At 41.4% G+C, this 21154-nt stretch carries 20 protein-coding genes and 1 other RNA gene; 4 read left to right on the top strand and 17 right to left on the bottom strand.

Annotated features, from left to right (window positions below; genetic code table 11):
• Positions 1-33: 33 nt before the first annotated feature.
• The 14 genes from rnpB to tsaE form a co-directional block, all read right to left on the bottom strand.
• Positions 34-382: RNase P RNA component class A (gene rnpB, locus MUS1_RS15700), an RNA gene on the bottom strand.
• A 76-nt stretch (positions 383-458) separates the two neighbouring features.
• Positions 459-1766 carry a HAMP domain-containing sensor histidine kinase gene (locus tag MUS1_RS11100; protein ID WP_036162482.1) on the bottom strand — a complete coding sequence of 436 codons (1308 nt, stop codon included), beginning with the start codon at positions 1764-1766 and terminating at the stop codon, positions 459-461.
• 6 nt (positions 1767-1772) lie between these two features.
• On the bottom strand, positions 1773-2471 hold the full coding sequence (locus MUS1_RS11095) for a response regulator transcription factor (protein ID WP_036162481.1): 699 nt from the start codon (positions 2469-2471) through the stop codon (positions 1773-1775).
• A gap of 208 nt (positions 2472-2679) precedes the next feature.
• A complete protein-coding gene (locus MUS1_RS11090; protein ID WP_036162587.1) occupies positions 2680-3978 on the bottom strand; it encodes an adenylosuccinate synthase in 1299 nt (432 codons plus the stop codon).
• 38 nt (positions 3979-4016) lie between these two features.
• Complete coding sequence (locus MUS1_RS11085) at positions 4017-5192, bottom strand: ATP phosphoribosyltransferase regulatory subunit (protein ID WP_036162479.1); 1176 nt, start codon at positions 5190-5192, stop codon at positions 4017-4019.
• 12 nt (positions 5193-5204) lie between these two features.
• On the bottom strand, positions 5205-5402 hold the full coding sequence (locus MUS1_RS11080; protein ID WP_036162477.1) for a DUF2065 domain-containing protein: 198 nt from the start codon (positions 5400-5402) through the stop codon (positions 5205-5207).
• Positions 5403-5517: 115 nt separating this feature from the next.
• Positions 5518-6399: a protease modulator HflC gene (gene hflC, locus MUS1_RS11075; protein ID WP_036162475.1), complete on the bottom strand. Its 882-nt coding sequence runs from the start codon at positions 6397-6399 to the stop codon at positions 5518-5520.
• Positions 6399-7646: an FtsH protease activity modulator HflK gene (gene hflK, locus MUS1_RS11070; protein ID WP_036162473.1), complete on the bottom strand. Its 1248-nt coding sequence runs from the start codon at positions 7644-7646 to the stop codon at positions 6399-6401. Before hflK ends, hflC begins: the two co-directional genes overlap by 1 nt.
• Before the next feature lie 40 nt (positions 7647-7686).
• Positions 7687-8976: a ribosome rescue GTPase HflX gene (gene hflX / locus MUS1_RS11065; protein WP_036162471.1), complete on the bottom strand. Its 1290-nt coding sequence runs from the start codon at positions 8974-8976 to the stop codon at positions 7687-7689.
• A 35-nt stretch (positions 8977-9011) separates the two neighbouring features.
• The gene (gene hfq / locus MUS1_RS11060; RefSeq protein WP_036162470.1) at positions 9012-9257 is read right to left on the bottom strand and encodes an RNA chaperone Hfq; all 246 of its coding nucleotides are present in this window, start codon (positions 9255-9257) and stop codon (positions 9012-9014) included.
• A gap of 89 nt (positions 9258-9346) precedes the next feature.
• Positions 9347-10279 (bottom strand): tRNA (adenosine(37)-N6)-dimethylallyltransferase MiaA, encoded by a 933-nt coding sequence (miaA, locus tag MUS1_RS11055; protein WP_036162468.1) that lies wholly within the window; start codon positions 10277-10279, stop codon positions 9347-9349.
• A 1-nt stretch (position 10280) separates the two neighbouring features.
• Positions 10281-12206 (bottom strand): DNA mismatch repair endonuclease MutL, encoded by a 1926-nt coding sequence (mutL, locus tag MUS1_RS11050; RefSeq protein ID WP_036162466.1) that lies wholly within the window; start codon positions 12204-12206, stop codon positions 10281-10283.
• 54 nt (positions 12207-12260) lie between these two features.
• A complete protein-coding gene (locus tag MUS1_RS11045) occupies positions 12261-13589 on the bottom strand; it encodes an N-acetylmuramoyl-L-alanine amidase (RefSeq protein WP_036162465.1) in 1329 nt (442 codons plus the stop codon).
• Positions 13590-13675: 86 nt separating this feature from the next.
• Positions 13676-14146: a tRNA (adenosine(37)-N6)-threonylcarbamoyltransferase complex ATPase subunit type 1 TsaE gene (tsaE, locus tag MUS1_RS11040; protein WP_051436223.1), complete on the bottom strand. Its 471-nt coding sequence runs from the start codon at positions 14144-14146 to the stop codon at positions 13676-13678.
• A 149-nt stretch (positions 14147-14295) separates the two neighbouring features.
• Between tsaE and MUS1_RS11035 the strand changes: the two genes are divergently transcribed.
• A complete protein-coding gene (locus MUS1_RS11035; RefSeq protein WP_036162461.1) occupies positions 14296-15045 on the top strand; it encodes a sulfite exporter TauE/SafE family protein in 750 nt (249 codons plus the stop codon).
• Positions 15046-15163: 118 nt separating this feature from the next.
• Here the strand turns inward: MUS1_RS11035 and orn are convergent, their stop codons facing one another.
• Positions 15164-15730 (bottom strand): oligoribonuclease, encoded by a 567-nt coding sequence (gene orn, locus MUS1_RS11030; RefSeq protein ID WP_036162459.1) that lies wholly within the window; start codon positions 15728-15730, stop codon positions 15164-15166.
• 73 nt (positions 15731-15803) lie between these two features.
• On the opposite strand from orn, the gene rsgA reads away from it, so the two are divergent.
• Positions 15804-16838: a small ribosomal subunit biogenesis GTPase RsgA gene (rsgA, locus tag MUS1_RS11025; protein ID WP_036162454.1), complete on the top strand. Its 1035-nt coding sequence runs from the start codon at positions 15804-15806 to the stop codon at positions 16836-16838.
• On the opposite strand, the gene MUS1_RS11020 is transcribed toward rsgA, so the two are convergent.
• On the bottom strand, positions 16835-17734 hold the full coding sequence (locus MUS1_RS11020) for a flagellar motor protein MotB (protein WP_036162452.1): 900 nt from the start codon (positions 17732-17734) through the stop codon (positions 16835-16837). The two genes, rsgA and MUS1_RS11020, sit on opposite strands and share 4 nt — an antisense overlap.
• A gap of 33 nt (positions 17735-17767) precedes the next feature.
• On the bottom strand, positions 17768-18622 hold the full coding sequence (gene motA / locus MUS1_RS11015; RefSeq protein WP_036162450.1) for a flagellar motor stator protein MotA: 855 nt from the start codon (positions 18620-18622) through the stop codon (positions 17768-17770).
• 120 nt (positions 18623-18742) lie between these two features.
• On the opposite strand from motA, the gene MUS1_RS11010 reads away from it, so the two are divergent.
• Positions 18743-20224, top strand: a complete 1482-nt coding sequence (locus MUS1_RS11010) for an HDOD domain-containing protein (protein ID WP_036162449.1) — start codon at positions 18743-18745, stop codon at positions 20222-20224.
• A gap of 24 nt (positions 20225-20248) precedes the next feature.
• Positions 20249-21118 (top strand): archaetidylserine decarboxylase, encoded by an 870-nt coding sequence (gene asd, locus MUS1_RS11005; protein WP_211236458.1) that lies wholly within the window; start codon positions 20249-20251, stop codon positions 21116-21118.
• The last annotated feature ends 36 nt before the right edge of the window (positions 21119-21154 follow it).

The raw sequence follows: 21154 nt of genomic DNA, 5'->3' as shown, positions 1-21154 counted from the left end.
GTATAAAAATGGGAATATAAAAAGAAAGGGAAATTTGCAAGTTGGCCGATAAGCCGGGTTCTGTCGTGGACAGTCATTCATCTAATCCGTACATCACTGCACGTCTCTAGCAACCTACCCGAACTCAGCGCGGGTCACGCCAAAGAGTTCCTATTTGGTCTTGCTTCAAGTGGGGTTTACCTTGCCACGAACTGTTACCAGTCGCGCGGTGCGCTCTTACCGCACCATTTCAACCTTACCGGCAGCGAACTGCTTAGGCGGTTTATTTTCTGCTGCACTTTCCGTAGGCTCACGCCCCCCAGGCGTTACCTGGCACTTTACCCTGCGAAGCCCGGACTTTCCTCCCCCCAATAAATTGAGCGGCGACTGCCTAGCCAACTTGCGAGGCGCATAGTACTTATGTCAAAGCATAATGACAAGCCATTTCTTTTCAGACAGAAAATTGAAAACACCTAAAATTAAGCAATCGGTAATTTGAAACAAACCTCTAAACCACCAACTTCACGATTATGGGCTGTTATCGTACCTTTGTGCGCACGAATGATTCTCTGTGAAATAGTAAGGCCAACACCAAATCCACCACTATTCGCCTCCCTAGCTTCAGAAGACCGATAGAAAGCATGGAAGATTTTCTCAAGCTTATCTTCAGAAACACCCGGCCCATTATCTCGAACATAAATCAAAGCAAAACCAGACTTTTCCTCTGTCTCAACTTCAATAACTCCACCTTCTCCAGCATAAAAGCAGGCGTTTCGTAAAACATTCTCGATCGCATGACGCAATTGCAGAGGGTCACCTAATATTGCCTTGGGAACACGACCCAACTTAGAAACAGAAATACCTTTTAGCTGGCTCTCAAAACTGACATCTTCAACAATATCACTAAGCCACTCTTGTAAGTCCATCTCCTCCTTAATAAGAGAAGCCGCCTCTAAGCGACTCAAAGTTAAAACCTGACCAATCAATTCATCAAGCTCATGAAGCTCTGTACGTATTCGACACAAATAACCTTTTTGAGCCTCAGTAGCGTACTTATCTTCCGCTATCGTTAACGCCACTTCTATTCTTGCCAACGGCGTTCTCAATTCATGAGAAACGTCTCGCATCAATCGCTCTTTAGATGACAACAAGGTATCAATCCTCACTGCCATCTGATTAAACTCTCGGGCCAGTTTACCAACCGCATCACTACGTCGGGTCAATTTACTTTCCACCCTAGCAGCCATATCGCCTTGACCAAAAGAGCGAGCCACTCGCTGCAACTTAAGTAGCGGCCCTAGCAACCAATAAGCCAATACACCACTAGACACAAGAAGACCAAGTAAAGAAAAACCAACTACCGCCTCTGGCGCAAGCGAACTTATTTTTGGATTAGGTTTGAATATCAACAAATACTGAACATTATTTCCACCAATCACCTGTATAAATTGGCTATGCAAGAAATCTGCTGACGGACGAGCACTGACGCTCGGCGTATTTTGCTCTCTAAAATTACGAGGTAACGACTTAAGAAGAGGACGACCATTTTCCTGATATAAATAAATAGTCCCAGATAATTTCTTCTCAGCCTTTGTCACCTCTTCTTGCAAAGAAGTAATACCAAACTTTTCATACCCAGCAACCAACTGAACACCGACATCACCAAGTAAATCAGCAGACACCTGATTGCGCTTTTGGATAAATTGCACCATGCCTAAACCAATACTAACAACAACAATATTAGACAACAGCACTACCAAAAACACGCGCAGAAAAGTATTTTTCATAAAAGATTAAGAACCTTGTTCATTCGATACAAAAATATAACCAACACCCCGTACAGTTTTAATCCGAGGATCGCCAGTTTCTAGATTACCAATTTTCTTACGCAAATTACTAATATGCATATCTAGACTGCGATCATACATGGTCAACTTACGACCAAGCGCTTTTTCAGAAAGCTCTTGCTTTGTAAGTACCTGACCTGGCGCCATCAACATGCATTCTAACAAGGTATATTCTGACGTTGTTAACTCAACCAACTCACCTTCCAGATAAACAGTTCTATCTTTACGACGTAACAGTACACCAGAAAGCTCAATATCTGCCGTTGGATCATCTTCACGCTCTTGGCTGGCTCTACGCAAAATTGCTTTTATTCGAGCCAATAACTCTCGCGGATTAAAAGGTTTAGATAAATAGTCATCTGCCCCCATTTCTAACCCCAAGATACGATCAATGTCATCGCCTTTTGCTGTCAACATAATAACAGGTACAGCACTTTTATTACGGATTTGCTTTAATGTTTCAAACCCATCCAATTCAGGCATCATTACATCAAGAATAATAATATCCGGCATATCAGCCGCCATCAGCTCCAATGCTTCACGACCATTCCAAGCATGAGCTACCTCGTAACCCTCACCATCAAAGTATTCTTTTATTAGATCCGATAAACGAGCATCATCATCAGCAAGCAACAACTTAACCATAATTATTTCCTCTCATTTTTTTCATTATTTAGCTGGCAGTTAAATCGCCATAAATTCAATTGTAAATATTACCTTAGCACTTGATAAACTCCGCCCCCTCTTTTCACTCTATTTACAAAGAATACTAATATGATGAACTTAACAGTCTATAAAAACGAAAAAACCGCAAAAAGCGGCTTTTTTATCACAACAATTAATTTAAAATAAATTATTGATTGAAAGGATCACGAATAACAATTGTTTCATTACGATCAGGACCAGTAGAAATAATATCAACAGGAACGCCGACCTGCTCTTCTAAAAAGCGAATATAGGCTTGAGCATTTTTCGGTAACGCATCAAAATTCTCTGCCCCAACCGTTGACTCAGCCCAACCTGGCAACTCTACATAAACAGGCTTCGCTTGCTCATAACCTTCACTATCAACCAAAGAATCAACAACAGGCTTACCATCAGCACCTGTATAAGATACACACACTTTGATCACAGAAGATCCATCTAGAACATCAAGCTTAGTTAAACACATACCCGATACTGAATTAATTTGAACTGCGTGACGCAAGGCCACAGCATCAAACCAACCACAACGGCGAGAACGACCAGTTGTCGCACCAAATTCATGACCACGAACACCTAAACGCTCACCATCTTCATCGAATAATTCTGTCGGAAATGGACCAGAGCCAACTCGAGTCGTGTAAGCCTTAGTAATACCTAATACATAATCCAAGTACAAAGGACCAAAACCAGTACCAGTAGGCGCACCACCAGCCGTCGTATTAGATGATGTAACATATGGATAAGTACCATGATCAACATCCAACAATGAACCTTGAGCACCTTCAAACATAATGTTCGCACCTGCTTTACGCAAGTCGTGCAACAAAGTAATCGTATCAGCCACCATAGGACGTAAAAACTCAGCCATTTCTAAGCCTTCCGCATAAACCTCATCAAAGGAAATCGGATCAACTTTATGATATTGAGTTAGCACGAAGTTATAGTACTCAAGCACTTCTTTTAGCTTCGTAGCAAAACGCTCAGAGTCCAACAGATCTCCAACACGAATCGCACGACGCGCAACCTTATCTTCATACGCAGGCCCAATACCACGGCCCGTTGTACCAATTTTCTTCTCACCTTTGGCAAGCTCACGCGCCTGATCAATTGCAATATGATAAGGAAGAATCAAAGGACACGCAGCACTGATTTTCAAGCGCTCTACTGCTGGAACACCTTGCTCTAGAAGCTCAAGCACTTCCGCTTTCAAAGCTGCAGGAGACAAAACTACACCGTTACCAATAATACATTGAACACCTTCACGCAAAACACCTGAAGGTATTAAATGCAACACAGTCTTTTTACCATCAATAACCAAAGTGTGACCAGCATTGTGACCACCTTGAAAACGTACAACAGCAGCAACATCTTCAGTAAGTAGGTCAACAACCTTACCCTTACCTTCATCACCCCATTGAGTGCCTAGAATAACAACATTTTTACCCATAATTTCAGGTCTCATTTTGATAGTTCTTAAAGAAAAGTCTAGTTTTGAACAGGCATCAACTGCCAAGCTTCATCAACAAAATCCAGTTTGAAATCTGCATCTCCAGAATAAAAGTCATCCAAGACCTCTACCACACGATAACCTTCAGTTCGTAAAGCGTTTACTTTCTTCCAAAGTTTATCATTCGAACAAACAGGCGACAGAACCGTTTTCGGCCTATTAACCACAACATTAGTCAAAGCGACCAACGCCTTTACATCTGTACTAAAACCAGTTGCAGGTCGAGAGCGACCAAACACCTGACCAATATTATTGTAACGTCCACCACGAGCAATCGCATTCCCATGCCCGGGGACATAAGCAGCAAAAACAACACCTGTGTGGTAACTATAAGAAACCAAATCACTCAGGTCAAAATGCAAACCTACTGTAGGGAATCGCTCAGAAATGGAATCACTAAGCTGTTTTAACAGCACAATTGCACTATTTATGGACTCACTAACATCGCCAAATAAATTAGCTGCAAGCCCTAAGACTTCTTTCCCGCCACATAACCGCGGCAAACCAACAAGCCATTGTTTTTTAACTGAACTGACATCTAAACCGTCAACATATCGATCAAGCTCAGGAAGATCTTTGGTTTTATACAGTTCGATCAATTTACTTTCTTGATCCGCGCTTAGATCACAAGCAGCAAGAACGCCATTTACAACATCAACATGACCAAGATCAAGAACAAGGTTAGACAATCCAGCAACTGACAATGTTTGCAACATCAAAGACAAAACCTCAATATCGCTTTCTACACCACCATGACCATAAACTTCCGCACCGAGCTGAATCGGACTACGAGTGCCATCCAAACCAGCAGGCATTGTTCTCAAAACACTGCCGCAATAACTTAAACGCTGAACCCCATCATCTTTAAGACAATGGGCATCAATACGAGCAACTTGCGATGTAAAGTCCGCACGTATTCCCAGAAGTCGACCCGATAATTGGTCAATAACTTTAAATGTTTCAATTTCTAGGTCTGAGCCAGCACCTGTAAGGAGTGAATCCAGGTACTCTAAAAGAGGAGGTATTACTAAATGATATCCCCAACTTTCATGGAGATTAAGCAGTGTTCTTCTAAGATGTTCAATTTTAGCTGCCTGTTCTGGCAACGCTTCATCGACTCCCTCAGGAAGCAACCAGCGATCTGCTAATGTCATTAAATTATCCTTTTAGCTTCGTGTCAGCAAAAGAAGCGCTAATCCAAGAATCATACTAACCACACCCAGAATACGTAAATTAAAGTCTGAGCTTGCGATTGCTTTCTCCATTATTTTCCGCCACAACTTAGGTGCAAGAAAAGGTAAAAAGCCTTCGACGATCAATAAAAGGCTGACGCCAACCAACAGCGACTGCAACAACTCTTGCATAGATTCTCTTTATTTTGACCATTAAAAAACCGGGCAATGCCCGGTTTGCGTAATAGTACCATGTTTCCTATTTTAACAAATAGACCTCACGTACGATTATTAATGAATATCCACTCTATTTTGTGGCACTGCTCGTTGAGCTATTCAAATATTTAAAGAATTCACTGTCTGGTTCAAGAACAAATAAATCGCTATTACCATTAAAGCTTTCACGGTAAGCCTGTAGACTACGATAAAATTCGTAAAATTCAGGATCCTGTGTATACACTTTAGAGTAAATAGCAGCTGCATTTGCATCACCATCACCGCGAATCATCTCAGCGTCACGCTGCGCCTCAGCTTCTAATACAACCTGCTGACGATCTGCATCGGCACGAATACCCTCCGCTAGCTCCAAACCTTTCGATCTGTGCTCACGCGCTTCACGCTCACGCTCCGTTCTCATACGCTGATAAACAGATTCACTAACATCAGGTGGCAAATCAATTCGCTTAACACGAATATCAACAATAGAAATGCCCAATTCATTTTGAGCAACCTGATTTAGGTCATCACGCAACTCAGTCATTAATTGATCACGTTCACCTGAAACCACTTCATGCATGGTTCGCTCACCAAACTTGTTCCGAAGCCCCGTATCAACACGAGATGACAAAACGCGATTGGCAACAACCTCATCTCCAGAGGTCGCCTGATAGAACTTAGCAACTGAATCAATTTTCCATTTGACGTAAGAATCCACAACAACCGCTTTTTTCTCTAACGTCAAATAACGCTGAGGACGAGAATCCATTGTTAAGATTCGAGCGTCAAACTTCTTAACTTCGTTCATAATCGGCAATTTGAAATGCAAACCAGGTTGCACATCAGCTTCAACTATTTCACCAAATTTAAGAATAACTGCGCGCTCAGTTTCATTCACAACAAACAGTGTTTGCGAAGCAACCAACATACCGAGAAGAACAACAAATAATACTGAAAAAGAAAAACCTTTCATTAGTTTCTGCCCTCTCTACGAACTGTTGTACCTTGACGTTTACGAATCTCTTCAATCACTTGATCCGTTAGTGTCCCAATATTTCCAGCACCGTTAGACCCAGTCCCATCAGAGGAACCAGGACGCTGCTTCATCAATTGATCCAAAGGTAAATACATCATGTTATTTCCACCCTCAGTATCAACTACAACCTTATTCACACCTTTATAAACCGACTCCATCGTTTCAATATATAAACGACGACGAGTCACTTCTGGCGCCTTAACATACTCACGATACAAGCGATCAAAACGATCCGCCTGACCACTCGCACGAGCAACTATTTCAGATCGGTAAGCTTCAGCCTCCTCACGAATACGCTGCGCACGACCACGAGCCTCAGGGATAATACCGTTAGCGTAAGATTCAGCTTCATTACGAACTCGCAACTCATCCTCTTTCGCTTTGATAACATCATCAAACGCTTCTTGCACCTGATTTGGCGCTTGAGTATTTTCAACGTTAACTTTCGAAATCAATAAACCTGTACCGTAGGCTGTACTGTAATCTTGGAGACGCGTTTTCACTTCTGCCGCTAGTAATTCACGACCTTCCGTTAAAATTTGATCCATCTCTGAACTACCAACAACATGACGCAATGCACTTTCAGTAGCCTGAGCCAAGGACTCCTCAGGATTACGAACATTGATCAAAAAGTCTTTAGGATCCTGAACTGAGTACTGAACTGAAACACCAACCTCAACAATCGCATCATCAACCGTAAGCATTAATGCTTTATGATCATGTGAACGAACTTTAGTCACGTTCACCTTACTCACTGAATCAATCATAGGTGGATTCCAATGAAGACCCGGCATCACAGTAGAATGATATTTACCTAAACGAAGCACAACACCACGCTCTTGCTGATCAACCTGATAGACACCAGTAGAAGCCCACAATGCAATCAGCGCAATTAGAATAATAGCAATTAAACCACCTCCTAATTTCCCTGACATACCTGAACCACCATTATTAGGACCACCTGCTTTGCGACCTTTCTTAACGCCAAGCATGCCCATTAGCTTCTGAAAAGCTTCATCAAGATCCGGAGGACCTTGCTCTTTTCCACCTGATGGACGACCCCAAGGATCATTCTTTTCGGTATCTTTTTCACGATCAGCATCCGGACGCCCAGAACCATTATTACGGTTTTTATCTGGATTCCATGGATCTTTGTCGTTATTACCCGGTTCATTCCAGGCCATACTACATCTCCACTTTATTTTAATGATAATCCTACGCAATTTATGCAGTCTGTATCTGATTCTCAGATAATTCAGCACGCGCTAAAATTTGCAAATAATCTTTTTTAGGTAATCTCACTTCAAGAACAGATCGACCCGTTTCATCAAAACGCTCCGATCTAACAGCACCATGCTCAAACAACATCGCTCTTAAACGACCCGACTCATTAGATAATGAAAGTGTCTCATTAAAAACATCCTCTGAAAGCAGTTCTGCTATCGCTTGCTTAAGTAAGTCAATACCTTGCCCATCACGAGCAGACAACCAAACTCTATAAGGGTTCCCGTCAACATCTCGATCTATACGCGGTTCAGCCGTTTCTAGAGCATCAATTTTATTGAAAACTTTCAATGTTGGCACCTCACTAGCCCCGATCTCCTCCAATACAGAATCAACATGAGCCATGTTTTCATCACGAGAAATATCAGCAGCATCAACAATATGCAACAACAAATCCGCTTCAGAAGACTCCTTGAGAGTAGCCTGAAAGGCTTTAATCAACCTATGTGGAAGCTGTCGAATAAAGCCAACAGTATCCGCCAGAACAATTGAGCCAATCTGCTCGACATCTAAGCGCCTTAGCGTAGGATCAAGCGTAGCAAATAATTGATCTGCCGCATAAACCTCAGCACCAGTCGCACGGTTAAACAAAGTAGACTTACCAGCATTAGTGTAGCCAACCAAAGAAACGGTTGGAACTTCAGATCGAGAACGAGAACGGCGATTTTGATCTCGCTGAGAACCTACTTTACTCAATCTTTTTTGAATAGCTTTAATACGCTCTCGCAACAATCTACGGTCAGTCTCTAATTGAGTCTCACCAGGCCCACGCATACCAATACCGCCTTTCTGGCGCTCAAGATGCGTCCAACCACGAATAAGACGAGTAGACATATGCTGTAACTGGGCAAGTTCGACTTGCAACTTACCTTCATGAGTTCGTGCACGTTGAGCAAAAATATCCAAAATCAGACCAGTACGATCCAACACCCGACACTGCAAAATACTTTCAAGATTACGTTCTTGGGAAGGAGATAAAGCATGATCAAAAAGAACCACTTCCGCCTCTTCTCGATCAACAATATCTTTTATTTCGGCTAGCTTACCAGTACCAATAAAATACCGAGCATCTGGGCGCTGACGTGAACCTGTAACAACAGCAACAGGGTCAGCGCCAGCAGAAATAGCAAGTTCAACGAACTCTTCCGGACCATAAGACTCATTCTTATCATGAAAATCTATATGAACCAGCACAGCCACATCACCACTATCTGGACGTTCAAAAAACAATAGAATATTCCTCAGCTTGCCATATCAGAGGCAAACTATTCAGCTTCGTTTGCTTGCTGTTCAGGAGCAGGCACATTAATTGTGCGAGAAGGGACAACAGTAGAAATAGCATGTTTGTATACCATTTGACTTACTGTATTTTTCAAAAGAATCACGAATTGATCAAATGATTCAATTTGTCCTTGAAGTTTAATTCCATTAACAAGAAAGATAGACACAGGCACTCTTTCTTTACGTAGAATATTTAGATAAGGGTCTTGTAATGATTGCCCTTTTGACATTGGAATCTCCTTAAGCAAGCGATAAATATAAAATTAAATATTGATAAAACAATCTTGTAGATACTACACCAAATTTTTATCCATTTCCCCTATATAATCCTGCTTTCTATATAATTCAAGGCCTCAGGCACAAGATCTTTCGATAAACTATCAAAAACCATCAGTTCTTCCCACCCTCTCAGCCAAGTAAGCTGCCTTTTGGCTAACTGACGAGAAGCTACGATGCCTTTAAAGATAGCATCTTCTAGCAAATCATCACCATTTAAATACTGCCACAACTGCCTATAACCGACACAACGCATAGACGGCATATCAACTGACAAATCACCGCGATGATAAAGACCTTCAACTTCTGCCAAAAAGCCTTGCTCCATCATTTCATAGAAACGCTGTTCAATACGTTCATGAAGAACACTTCTTTCTTGCGGCATCACTGCCATATTAATCATATCAAAAGGCAAAGAAACACTGCTCTGCTCAGACCAAAGCTGAGTCATGGATTTTCCCGTTAAACGATAAACCTCAAGCGCCCTTTGCAATCGTTGAGGATCATTAGGATGGATGCGTAAAGCCGCATCAGGGTCAATTTTTTGCAACTCTTCATGTAAAGCCGCCCACCCTTTAATCAAAGCCTCCTGCTCAATCTCAGCACGCAATGCCAAATTAGCATTTGGCATCTCAGCCAAGCCCTTCTGCAAAGCATTGAAGTACATCATAGTACCGCCAACCAAAAGAGGCGTTTTATCTTTTGATAAAATCTCTTGTGCTTGCTCTACAGCATCTGTTACAAAATCCGCAGCCGAATAAGATTCGAGCGGATCAATAATATCAATCAGCCTATGAGGTGCTCTTGCCAGTAAAGCGGCATCCGGCTTTGCCGTCCCAATGTCCATCCCTTTGTATACCAAAGCAGAATCCACACTGATAATTTCGAAATTATGATTTTCAGCCAATTCTACTGCTAATCCTGTTTTCCCTGAGGCTGTCGGACCCATCAAACAAACAACATATGGTTTTGTCATCTTATCGCCCTCTCAAAAAGAGTTTATCCAAATCAGACATACTTAAATGCGCCCAAGTTGGTCGACCATGGTTACACTGCCCACTTCGCTCTGTTATTTCCATATCTCGAAGTAGACTGTTCATTTCTGAAATCGTTAGTTTACGATTAGCACGAATAGCGCCATGACACGCCATAGAAGCCATCAACTCGTTAGCACGAGATTCTATAAGATCAGATATACCATTGGCGGCTAAATCACTAATCACATCACGAACAAGCCCTTCAACATCACCACGAATCAAAATAACAGGCACTTCGCGGACCATGACGCTTTCTAACCCAGTCCGCTCTACGCGAAAACCAAACGACTCAAAGACAGCACTACTTTCTTCAACCAAATCCGCCTCACTTTGTGACACAGCAACATTGATTGGCACTAGCAAAGGCTGAGATGAAATGTTTTTTTGATAAAAAGCCGTTTTCATTCTCTCGTAAACAATACGCTCATGAGCCGCATGCATATCTACCAAAATAAGCCCCTGCTCACTTTCAGAAAGTATATACACCCCATGCAATTGAGCTACAGCAAAACCCAATGGTGGAACCGCCTGATAGCCCACTTCTTGAACATACAAAGCATTATCATTTCCCAAAGAACGCAGAGAAGTAGATTCCTTTATTTCACCGGTTTCAGGGTCAACCACTTCAGCATTAGAAGCATAACCTTGCGCATAATCAGAAAGTTGACGCATCCCATCAAGTTGACTATGAACCTCATTCAAGGCTGGAGAGCTTTGCGTTGTTCGCATCCAATCCATACTATTTGAAGCGGGATGATTTGATAATGGTAAAGCGGACTGCTCTTTTATCTGTGACTCGTTAAGTGCAGATACACTCGATAAACTGTCATTCTGCACACCTGTTGGAGCACCGTCAGATTCAGGTCGAACATCTGCAATGGCTTTATGTATTCGGCTAAATAAGAAATCATGCACCAAACGACCATCACGAAAGCGAACTTCATGCTTAGTCGGATGTACGTTCACATCAACAGTGGAAGGATCCAATTCAAGGTACAAAACAAAGGTAGGGTGACGACCATTATACAAAACATCACGATAAGCCTGACGAACCGCATGAGCTACCAGTTTATCCTTAACAACTCGACCATTCACAAAGAAGTACTGAAGATCCGCCTGAGAACGGGAAAATGTTGGCAAACCAATCCACCCCCATAAACGCAACCCAGCAGCCTCAACATCAAGCGTCAAAGAATTTTCAATGAATTTTTTACCCAACAAGGTCGCAAGTCTATGCTCAGCATGAAGCTGATCGGTTACAGGACGAAGGTCATATACTTGTTTGCCATTATGACTCAACCGAAAGCCTGTTTCATAACGACTCAACGCCAGTCGCTTCACCACCTCTTCAAGATGAGTAAATTCAGTCTTTTCTGTACGCAAAAACTTACGACGCGCGGGTGTATTGAAAAACAAATCTCGCACATCAATTGTTGTGCCTTGCGGATGCGAAGCTGGGCGAATCGCCGCTGCCATATCTTTACCTTCAGCCTCAACACGCCAAGCCTCCGTTTCATCTTCCGCCTGAGAAGTCAAATGCATCCTGGAAACAGAACTGATACTTGCCAGAGCCTCACCACGAAAACCTAAAGTACGAACCGCCTCCAAATCATCCAATGTAATGATTTTACTGGTTGCATGGCGACTTAAAGCCAAAGACAAGTCATCTTTGACGATTCCAGTACCATTATCTCGAATTTTGATACGGCGGACACCACCCTGCTCAACATCAATATCAAGCTGTGAAGCACCCGCATCCAAACTATTTTCAAGTAACTCCTTCACTACAGAAGCTGGTCGTTCAACCACCTCACCTGCAGCAATTTGGTTAGCTAAACGTGGTGATAAAAGATTTATTCTTTGCATGAAAGACCTTCAATAGAAATACCTCTAACCGTCAGTTAGAAATAAAATTGGATTTTATCCGGCAGGAATAACCAGTTTTTGACCTATCCATATAACATCATTTTTGAGACTGTTCGCTTGACGCAATACACCAAGTGAGACTTGGTTGCGCCGAGCAATTTCAGATAAGGTATCACCTTTCCCAACTGTATAAATATAATCAGAGTGACTGTTTTGCTTCCAAGCGACTAAGGTTCCATCGGGTGCATTTTTAGTAAAATATTCAATAACACCTTTTGATATTGAAGCTGCCAACTTCACTCTGTAATTTCTACTAGACAAATTCTTTGCCTCTATCTTATTTGAAACAAAACCCGTCTCAATCAAAATAGAAGGAATATCTGGGGATTTCAACACCACAAAACCAGCTTGCTGAACACTGTTTTTATGCAGTTTTGCAACACCTCGCATTTGCCCCAAAACACTTTCGCCGACATTCAAGCTCATTTGAATCGTCGAATTCATAGACATATCCAACAAAACTTCTGCCAACAATTGATCCTTATCATCTAACGAAATACCACCAACCAAATCAGCAGAATTCTCCTGACTTGCTAGCCAACGCCCCATTTCAGAGCTTTTTCCGCTTAACGATAGCGCCCAAACAGAAGCGCCACTTGCACTGGCTTTTGTAAATGCGTCCGCATGCACAGAGATCATCAAATCAGCATTTGCCTCACGAGCTACTTTGGATCGATCTCGCAACTTAAGATACACATCCGTTGATCGCGTCAACACCGCCTTGAAACCATCAACCGCACTAATACGACTTGCCAACTCTTTAGCGATAGATAGAACAATATCTTTCTCTCGAACACTGTATTGACCTAAAGCACCCGGATCTTTCCCCCCATGACCTGGATCAATAACAATCACTATGTCGCGCTTCTCTTTGGATAAATTCGCCAAGCTTTTGACAACCGTTGCTGGTTTTCGATCTCCATATTCAAGCTCAATTAAAATACGCGGCCCATAGGTGCCATTCGAAGATAAAACCGTACTTTTGGCTTTTGCAGCTTGAGACAAGTCTAAAACGAAACGCACACCATTATCTCGCTTGGCATAACGGACTCGCATCAAAACACCGGAAGATATAGCAGATAACCCGTTAACAACTGAATTACTTAGATCCACACCACCTAAATCCAACACAATACGATCAGGATTTGAAAGAGGAAAAAGGCGATGTTCTGCTGTTTCAGAAAGCTCAAAAACAAGACGCGTCACGCCTTCTTGCTGAGCAACACGAATATCTCGAACCTCTGCAGAAAACGCACTTAAAGGTACAAAAAATAAAATAAAACCAAGAAAAATAAAAAGATTATTACGAAATTTAGTATGCATATCAGACAGCTAGCTAGTATATGTACTCCACTATAACTGCTGATTAAGTGGATCTCAATCTTACTTATAGTAAAGACCTCTATACATCAAGACGCTATAGCACCTCGCGCAGCATTTAGAATATCATTACCTTTTGGGGTTTTCGCTTCTAATGAGACATGTCGACCTTGATTTATTAAGCTCAAGGAGACAATAACGTCTGCTTCTGCGAGCACGCCTTCACCCATTTCAGCCCACTCAATCAAACACAAGCCACCATCATTAAAGTAGTCACGGATCCCCATATACTCTAACTCTTCAGGATCCGTTACACGATATAAATCAAAATGAAACACCTCCAAAGCATCCAATTCATAAGGCTCAACAATCGTATAAGTTGGACTCTTAACTGGCCCTTGATATTCTAGGCCACGCAGAACACCTCTTACTAAAGTGGTTTTCCCCATTCCCAAATCGCCTTCAAGATAGACAACACCACCGTCACGCAATGAAGACGAAAAAGCTTCTCCCAACTTTTCCATTGCCTCTTCACCGTAAACTTCTTTTTCTATTTGCATTATATCTTTACCCTTTTTTCACTCAAACAGAGCAAAATAAACATTCAAACAATTCTAATACAGAAACCTTTTGAATTAAGACTAGATAGCTCATAATCAAAAATATCTATTTTACTAATCAAAACAATAATTTTAAATAAAGAGTTCTTATGGACTGGTTACTTATCTCTCTCATTAGTATTGCTGTCTTTATAACTGGCGTATCAAAAGGTGGTTTTTCCGGCGCATTTGGCGTTATCGCTGTGCCCTTTATTTCACTCCAGACTTCGCCTACTCTTGCCGCAGCAATTATGCTTCCAATACTTTGCGTTATGGACATTTTCACCGTTCAAAAGTTCTGGAAAAAATGGAATACAGAGCAACTTATAAAATGTATTCCGGCCGCTATAATAGGCATTATTGTCGGTGGATTAACTGCATCATGGTTTTCGGTAGAATGGTTAAAAATTGTCGTTGGTATAATTGCCGTTGGTTTTACTATTAATTCATGGCCGAAGAAAAATAAAATATCTCAATTAAAACCACTCAACTCAATAATAGGCAAGCTTTGGTGTGCTCTTGGAGGCTTCACAAGCTTTATTGCTCACGCTGGCGGACCACCAATGAGCGTCTACTTACTTAGAACCAATTTAGACAAAACCCAATACGTTGCCACCGCAGCTGTTATTTTTGCAGCCATCAACTACGTCAAACTCATCCCATACGGCATGCTTGGACAACTAAATGCATCAAACATTGTACTGTCTCTCTGTTTCACCCCTCTTGCTTATGCAGGAGTACAGCTAGGCGCTTGGTTACATTATAAAATTCCAACTGAATCCTTCTTCAAATACATGTACTTTTTTCTGTTTTTAACAGGTACAAAACTTATTTGGGATGGCGCTTCCGCTCTCATCTAAAAATCAACAACACCCAACACATAAGTACAAACTACATAAACACCTAACTGATACAAAACGTTAAAGGCGCCTACTCTTTCACCTAAATTTCGTACCTAACCTTTTTTAGCTTACCGCTTCATTCACTCAAACTTTTATCATCTAGACCAAACATAGTACGACGGTAATGCTTAAGCTCACCAATAGATTCTAAAATATCATCCATCGCCAAATGCGCTCCTGACTTTTGAAAACCGTCCAACGCTTCTGGCTTCCAACGTTTCGCCAACTCTTTCACGGTACTTACATCAAGATAGCGATAATGGAAATAACGCTCTAGATTCGGCATATAGCGATACAAAAAACGGCGATCTTGACCGACACTATTACCACATATTGGCGAAACACCAGCGGGCACATACTGAGACAAAAACTCAATCGTCTCCCTTTCTGCTTGCTCCATACTGATCGTCGAAGACAAAACCCTTGCCGTCAAACCAGAATCACCATGGTGCTGCGTACACCACTCATCCATTGCATCCATCACCGATTTTTCTTGATGCACAGCAAAGCTAGGACCTTTCACCAACACGTTAAGGTGCTTATCCGTTACAACCGTCGCGATTTCAATAATCGTATCTGTTTCTGGATCTAACCCTGTCATTTCCAGATCGATCCACACTAAATTCTCTTCATTTAAACTCATATCTTCCAAATCCTTTATTATCAATGCCAAGCATTATACTCTATGCGCCTTACTATATGACCAGACGAATCTAATGTCGAAGCGAAAACTTACCAAACAACAAACTTGGCGAATTGAACGAATTCAAAAAGAGCGTGTAGAACGCACACAAAAACGAGGCGATGTCGCTGAAGAACTTCTTCAATCATCAGACCTCGGCCCTGAAACAGAAGGCATCATCATCTCTCATTTTGGCACCCAAGTTGAGGTCGAAGGTACGCAAGAACCATTTATCGGTGTTTCCACACGCTGTAACCTACGCGCTAACTTAGGCCAATTAGTAACGGGCGACAAAGTTGTTTGGCGTCCAAAACAAAACGAAGGTGGCGTTGTTGTCGCAACAACCCCAAGAAACACGTCACTGTCTCGCCCAGACATGCATGGCAGAATAAAGCCTGTCGCCGCCAATATAGATCACATTATTGTCGTCATTGCAGCCGAACCTGTTGCTCACGCCAATTTAATCGACCGTTATCTAGTTGCCGCTGAAACCGTTGGAATCCCACCGGTTATATTATTAAATAAGTGTGACTTAATAGACGAAAGCAATCAATCAGATCTCAATGAACTTCTAAAGACGTACGAAGATTTGAATTACAAAATCATTCGAACTTCTATTAAACACCAAGAAGGCATGGAGTCTCTTTATTCTTTTTTACAAGATAAAACCAGTGTTTTTGTTGGACAGTCAGGCGTAGGGAAATCATCCCTTATCGGAACCCTTCTCCCTGACATAGACATCACAGTTGGTGAACTATCACAAAAGAGAAAGAAAGGTGTTCATACTACAACCACAGCACGTTTATTTCACATGCCAAAAGGTGGAGATCTTATAGACTCACCTGGAATACGTGAATTTGGTTTGTGGCATATATCAGAAGATGAACTAATGAATGGCTTTATAGAATTTCGCCCTCATATTGGCTACTGCCGATTCAGAGACTGCGCCCATGAAAAAGAGCCAGGATGCGCCATTCTTGAAGCCCTAGAAAAAGGTGAGATAACTCAACACCGTTTCCAGAGTTTCTTAAGAATCAAACACTCAATTAGAGAAAACCAAGCTTTTTAAAATGTCGTTTCCGGCGTCAATTTCACATCAGATTGACGCATTGGAACACCAAAATTTCGACGATTACGCTCTAGCATTTCTTTATAAGCTTTATCTGTTAATAAAGTAATGCTGATCCGTCGATTTTCAGGACCATTTCTATCAATCCGATTATAAGGAACTGTGTCAGACAAACCAATCACCTGTGCAACCCTATCACTTACAACACCACCTTCCTCCAATATACGACGAGCGGCATTTGCCCTCAGAGCAGACAAATCCCAATTATCCAATTGATTTGGATCGTCAAACTTAGATGAATCCGTGTGCCCAGTAATAACAATTGGATTTGTTATGCTATTGAAGATCGGTGACATCGCAAGCAAGGTGTGTTCGATATCAGGCATCATTCGAGCACTGCCACGCTCAAACATCGGCTTATTTGGATCGTCTAACAAGGTAATACGAACACCTAAAGGTGTAATTTCGATACGTAGATTTTTCTCTTCAGAAAGAGTGATATTCATTTTTTCCATTTGCTCAAGCACAACATCATTCAAACTTGTTGAGTCTGATGTTTCTGAGCCACTACCTCGTCGATTTTCTATCAACTGCACATCAATGCTACCCGCCTCTGGTAACTGTAAATCCAACTTTTTCTCTGCACTTTTTGCAGGACTCCCTCCCAAATCAATAGGATTAGCACTATAGCCTGCAGTTGACTGCCCTATAGGATCTTGAAAATATCCCTCGACACTAGCCAACTCCTCAGGAGAAGCCACACTCAACAACCAAAGAACCAAAAAAAACGCCATCATAGCTAAAGCAAAATCGGCCAAAGCTATTTTCCAAGCACCACCGTGATGACCGCCCTTTTTAATTTTTTTAACCCGTCGAATAACTAAGCCGTTAGCCATCAAACACCTCCCATAATCTGGCGTGAGCTCATACTAGCGATACTGCTTAAGTTCATTAGACAATTCGACAAAACTTGGACGCATTTCCGGTGGAAGCAATTTACGCCCGGTTTCAGCAGCCACAGCTGGCGCATACCCAGATACAACCGAGTTTATGCTGGCTTTAATACACAAATACGCTTTTAGCTCATGTGTTCCTAAGGTTTCTAGATGAGAAGCAGCAGGACCAACAAAGCCATAGCCAAAAAAGATACCCAGAAAAGTCCCAACTAAAGCCGCTGCTACATGCGCTCCAATCTCTTCTAATGGACCACCAATGGATCCCATAGTAATAACAATACCAAGAACTGCAGCAACAATACCAAATCCAGGCAACCCTTCAGCCACACGAGTTAAAGCATGACTAGGGGCAACAAGCTCTTCTTGAATTTGCTCAATTTCATTATCCATAATAGCGTCGATTTCATAGGCAGGAAGCCCCGTCAGAGTGAAAATTCGATAGTTATCGGTAAGAAAATCAACCACTTCATAATCTCGAACGACTGCAGGAAAACGGTTGAATAGCTCACTGGTAAAAGGGGATTCGATATCGTCTTCAATAGAAAGAAAACCATCTTGACGACTTTTTTGAAAAAGGCAATAAATCAACCCCAGCAGCTGCAGGTAAAAATTTTTATTATGTCGACTCCCAGAAAAAACCTGAGGCAACATAGTAAACACTTTCTTTTGAACGATTAACGGATTAGCCACCATAAAGGCACCCAATGCAGAACCACAAATAATCAGCACCTCAAACGGCTGCCATAACACCAACATATTACCATGAGATGCTAAATACCCAACCACAACACTGATGATAACCACTAGCACACCAGCTAATGCAAACATATACTCTTCCTTAATACTTACAATGTATGCTCTCACCTCAATATACAGTATGATGAATGAGATCAAAAACATAAGAACGCTTTAAACGCACAAATAACAGAGCCTTTAATGTAACCAGCTATGAAAGACAAGTCACCTTCTAGCCTAAATGAATGGCTACATTTTTTAAAAAATAAAAAATTCCCAGTTAAGTCTGTTAATTTAGCTCGTTTAAAGACTCAGATTAAAAGAACAGAAGAGACTCTCGATACGCTTGATGGAATGCAAACTAACATCGCGTCCGACCCGATGCTCGCTTTTACCATACTTAATGAAGCAAACCGCATCACATTAAATCAAACCAGCCAAATCAAAACACCATTACATGCCGCCTCTATGATTGGTATGAAGGGCATTACAAGACTTTTCACTCGTTTTACCCCATACAACTCGAAAAATAAAAACCATCCACCACATTTAGTCGCTTTTTTAAATCAGGTACAAACCAGTTATGAAGCCGCGAGCATTGCAAAATACTGGGCGATAAAAAATGTATCCAGTCATGAAGACGATATTTTCTGGACCACCCTGTTTAGAGATTCCGTAAGATGGCTGCTATGGTTTTATGCCTATCCTTTGATGACTGAAATCTCTCAAAAAATAATACAAGGTGAAAAATCAAGCCAAGCAGAACTTAGCGTTCTAGGTTGCCACATTGATGAACTAACCGTTCATATGTGTCTGTATTGGAATACATCAAATGGAATCATAGATTCCTTCCTTACTAAACACATCCCAAACAATAAAGAACGACAAGAGCTAGCCCATTTAGCACACCATCTAGATGAATTACCTGGCTTCATTGAAGAGAAAAGACTTACCATCCTGGCAAACAACCCTCTGATTTTTACTTACTGCGCAACTCAAGTAGCGCGCGAAGCCAATCTGATGGGCTGGAATTCAAAAAAGCTTCCTTTCTACTATCGTGTTGTTGCGACAGTTATGCGCCGTCGTCTAGGTGAAGTTATTCAGATCGCACATTTAGCAAGCACCGAAGCAGCCACTTTATATAACATGGGCGGAAAGATCCCTCTTGCATTTCAACTCCTAGATCCAGAGCTATTTATCAAGAAAAAAGTCACCAAGAAACCACTATCACCTCTAGCCACATTGAAAAAAACAGTTAGCAATAACGATCTATTAGACATAAAACTCAAAGCAAGCTTGGCGTTAAAAACAATACAACAAACCATTCCGAATATGCAGCACTGTATTATTTTCAAGCATTCAATTAACAAAACACAGCCTATTTTTCAATCTGGTTACAATATAGAAACCATAAAATCCATTCGGTGGAATGCGCCATCAAATGTATTTAAGAAGCTATCAAGTAGAAAATCTGCGACACATCTATTTGGTCAAAAGCTTGAAGAATTACTGAAAGACCTTCCACACACTTCAGACCAAATAATTGACACAAGCAGTCACCTCATTCTTGCATCTACATCCGTATCAAAAAATGAAATGATTATATTTTGGTTAGAAACACGCATAGAGTTTAATGAAAAAGATTATAAAAACCTTAAACAGATTGTGTCTTTAATCAGCCACAACATTATATAAATCGCCAACATCAGGATGAAACAAGTGACTAAAGATCAACTTTTTGCATTTGCACAACACATCACCCCTCAAAAAACATTGTCTCGCACTATAGGAAAAATAGCGGAGTGTGAGAATAATTGGGTAAAAAACACATTTATTAGCCAATTTGTAAAAAAATACCAAGTAGATATGTCTGAAGCCATTAATAGTGACGCTTTGTCTTATCGCAACTTCAATGATTTTTTCACTCGCGCCATTCGCCCTGAACTTCGCCCAATTTGTGACGAAAAAAATAGCATAGCCTGCCCTGCTGACGGTGCGGTTAGCCAACTAGGGAACATAGAGCACGGTACAATTTTTCAAGCTAAAGGCCATCATTACAGCTTAACAACATTACTAGGTGGCGACGCCTCTCTATCCGATCAATTTCTTGGCGGCTCTTTTGCGACCGTTTACTTATCTCCGAAGGATTATCATCGAGTTCACATGCCGATGACTGGCAAACTTACCAAAATGATCCACATTCCCGGAAAACTGTTTTCAGTCAATAAAGTCACTGCAGAACAAATACCAAATGTATTTGCTCGTAATGAACGTACTGTTTGTTTGTTTGATACCGAAGCTGGCCCTATGGCAGTCATACTTGTTGGTGCAATGATTGTTGCCAGCATAGAAACCGTTTGGACAGGACAAGTTACACCGTTTAACAAAAACGCAGTCACTTGGGATTACGAAGAATTAAACAACATTGAAATCAAAAAAGGCGAAGAAATGGGTCGATTCAAACTTGGGTCGACAGCCATCGTTTTATTTGGAAAAGATGCAATTCAGTGGGAAGAATCCCTAACGGCTGAAACCCCAACTAAAATGGGTATGAAATTTGGTAAAGTACTTAGTGAAAAAACTGAATAATTTAGTTTTTAGCATTTTTTTGGTATTTGATTAACC

Origin of the sequence: Marinomonas ushuaiensis DSM 15871 (assembly GCF_000521805.1) — a bacterium.
In the GTDB taxonomy this organism is placed as follows: Bacteria; Pseudomonadota; Gammaproteobacteria; order Pseudomonadales; family Marinomonadaceae; genus Marinomonas; species Marinomonas ushuaiensis.
The sequence above is the reverse complement of the archived record's forward strand: the minus strand, read 5'-3'. Positions and strand labels throughout refer to the sequence as shown.

Bases quoted from the DNA above. Each gene is read 5' to 3' on its own strand.
- MUS1_RS11100 (WP_036162482.1), bottom strand. From the start codon at position 1,766: ATGAAAAATACTTTTCTGCGCGTGTTTTTGGTAGTGCTGTTGTCTAAT.
- MUS1_RS11095 (WP_036162481.1), bottom strand. From the start codon at position 2,471: ATGGTTAAGTTGTTGCTTGCTGATGATGATGCTCGTTTATCGGATCTA.
- MUS1_RS11090 (WP_036162587.1), bottom strand. From the start codon at position 3,978: ATGGGTAAAAATGTTGTTATTCTAGGCACTCAATGGGGTGATGAAGGT.
- MUS1_RS11085 (WP_036162479.1), bottom strand. From the start codon at position 5,192: ATGACATTAGCAGATCGCTGGTTGCTTCCTGAGGGAGTCGATGAAGCG.
- MUS1_RS11080 (WP_036162477.1), bottom strand. From the start codon at position 5,402: ATGCAAGAGTTGTTGCAGTCGCTGTTGGTTGGCGTCAGCCTTTTATTG.
- hflC (WP_036162475.1), bottom strand. From the start codon at position 6,399: ATGAAAGGTTTTTCTTTTTCAGTATTATTTGTTGTTCTTCTCGGTATG.
- hflK (WP_036162473.1), bottom strand. From the start codon at position 7,646: ATGGCCTGGAATGAACCGGGTAATAACGACAAAGATCCATGGAATCCA.
- hfq (WP_036162470.1), bottom strand. From the start codon at position 9,257: ATGTCAAAAGGGCAATCATTACAAGACCCTTATCTAAATATTCTACGT.
- miaA (WP_036162468.1), bottom strand. From the start codon at position 10,279: ATGACAAAACCATATGTTGTTTGTTTGATGGGTCCGACAGCCTCAGGG.
- mutL (WP_036162466.1), bottom strand. From the start codon at position 12,206: ATGCAAAGAATAAATCTTTTATCACCACGTTTAGCTAACCAAATTGCT.
- MUS1_RS11045 (WP_036162465.1), bottom strand. From the start codon at position 13,589: ATGCATACTAAATTTCGTAATAATCTTTTTATTTTTCTTGGTTTTATT.
- tsaE (WP_051436223.1), bottom strand. From the start codon at position 14,146: ATGCAAATAGAAAAAGAAGTTTACGGTGAAGAGGCAATGGAAAAGTTG.
- MUS1_RS11035 (WP_036162461.1), top strand. From the start codon at position 14,296: ATGGACTGGTTACTTATCTCTCTCATTAGTATTGCTGTCTTTATAACT.
- orn (WP_036162459.1), bottom strand. From the start codon at position 15,730: ATGAGTTTAAATGAAGAGAATTTAGTGTGGATCGATCTGGAAATGACA.
- rsgA (WP_036162454.1), top strand. From the start codon at position 15,804: ATGTCGAAGCGAAAACTTACCAAACAACAAACTTGGCGAATTGAACGA.
- MUS1_RS11020 (WP_036162452.1), bottom strand. From the start codon at position 17,734: ATGGCTAACGGCTTAGTTATTCGACGGGTTAAAAAAATTAAAAAGGGC.
- motA (WP_036162450.1), bottom strand. From the start codon at position 18,622: ATGTTTGCATTAGCTGGTGTGCTAGTGGTTATCATCAGTGTTGTGGTT.
- MUS1_RS11010 (WP_036162449.1), top strand. From the start codon at position 18,743: ATGAAAGACAAGTCACCTTCTAGCCTAAATGAATGGCTACATTTTTTA.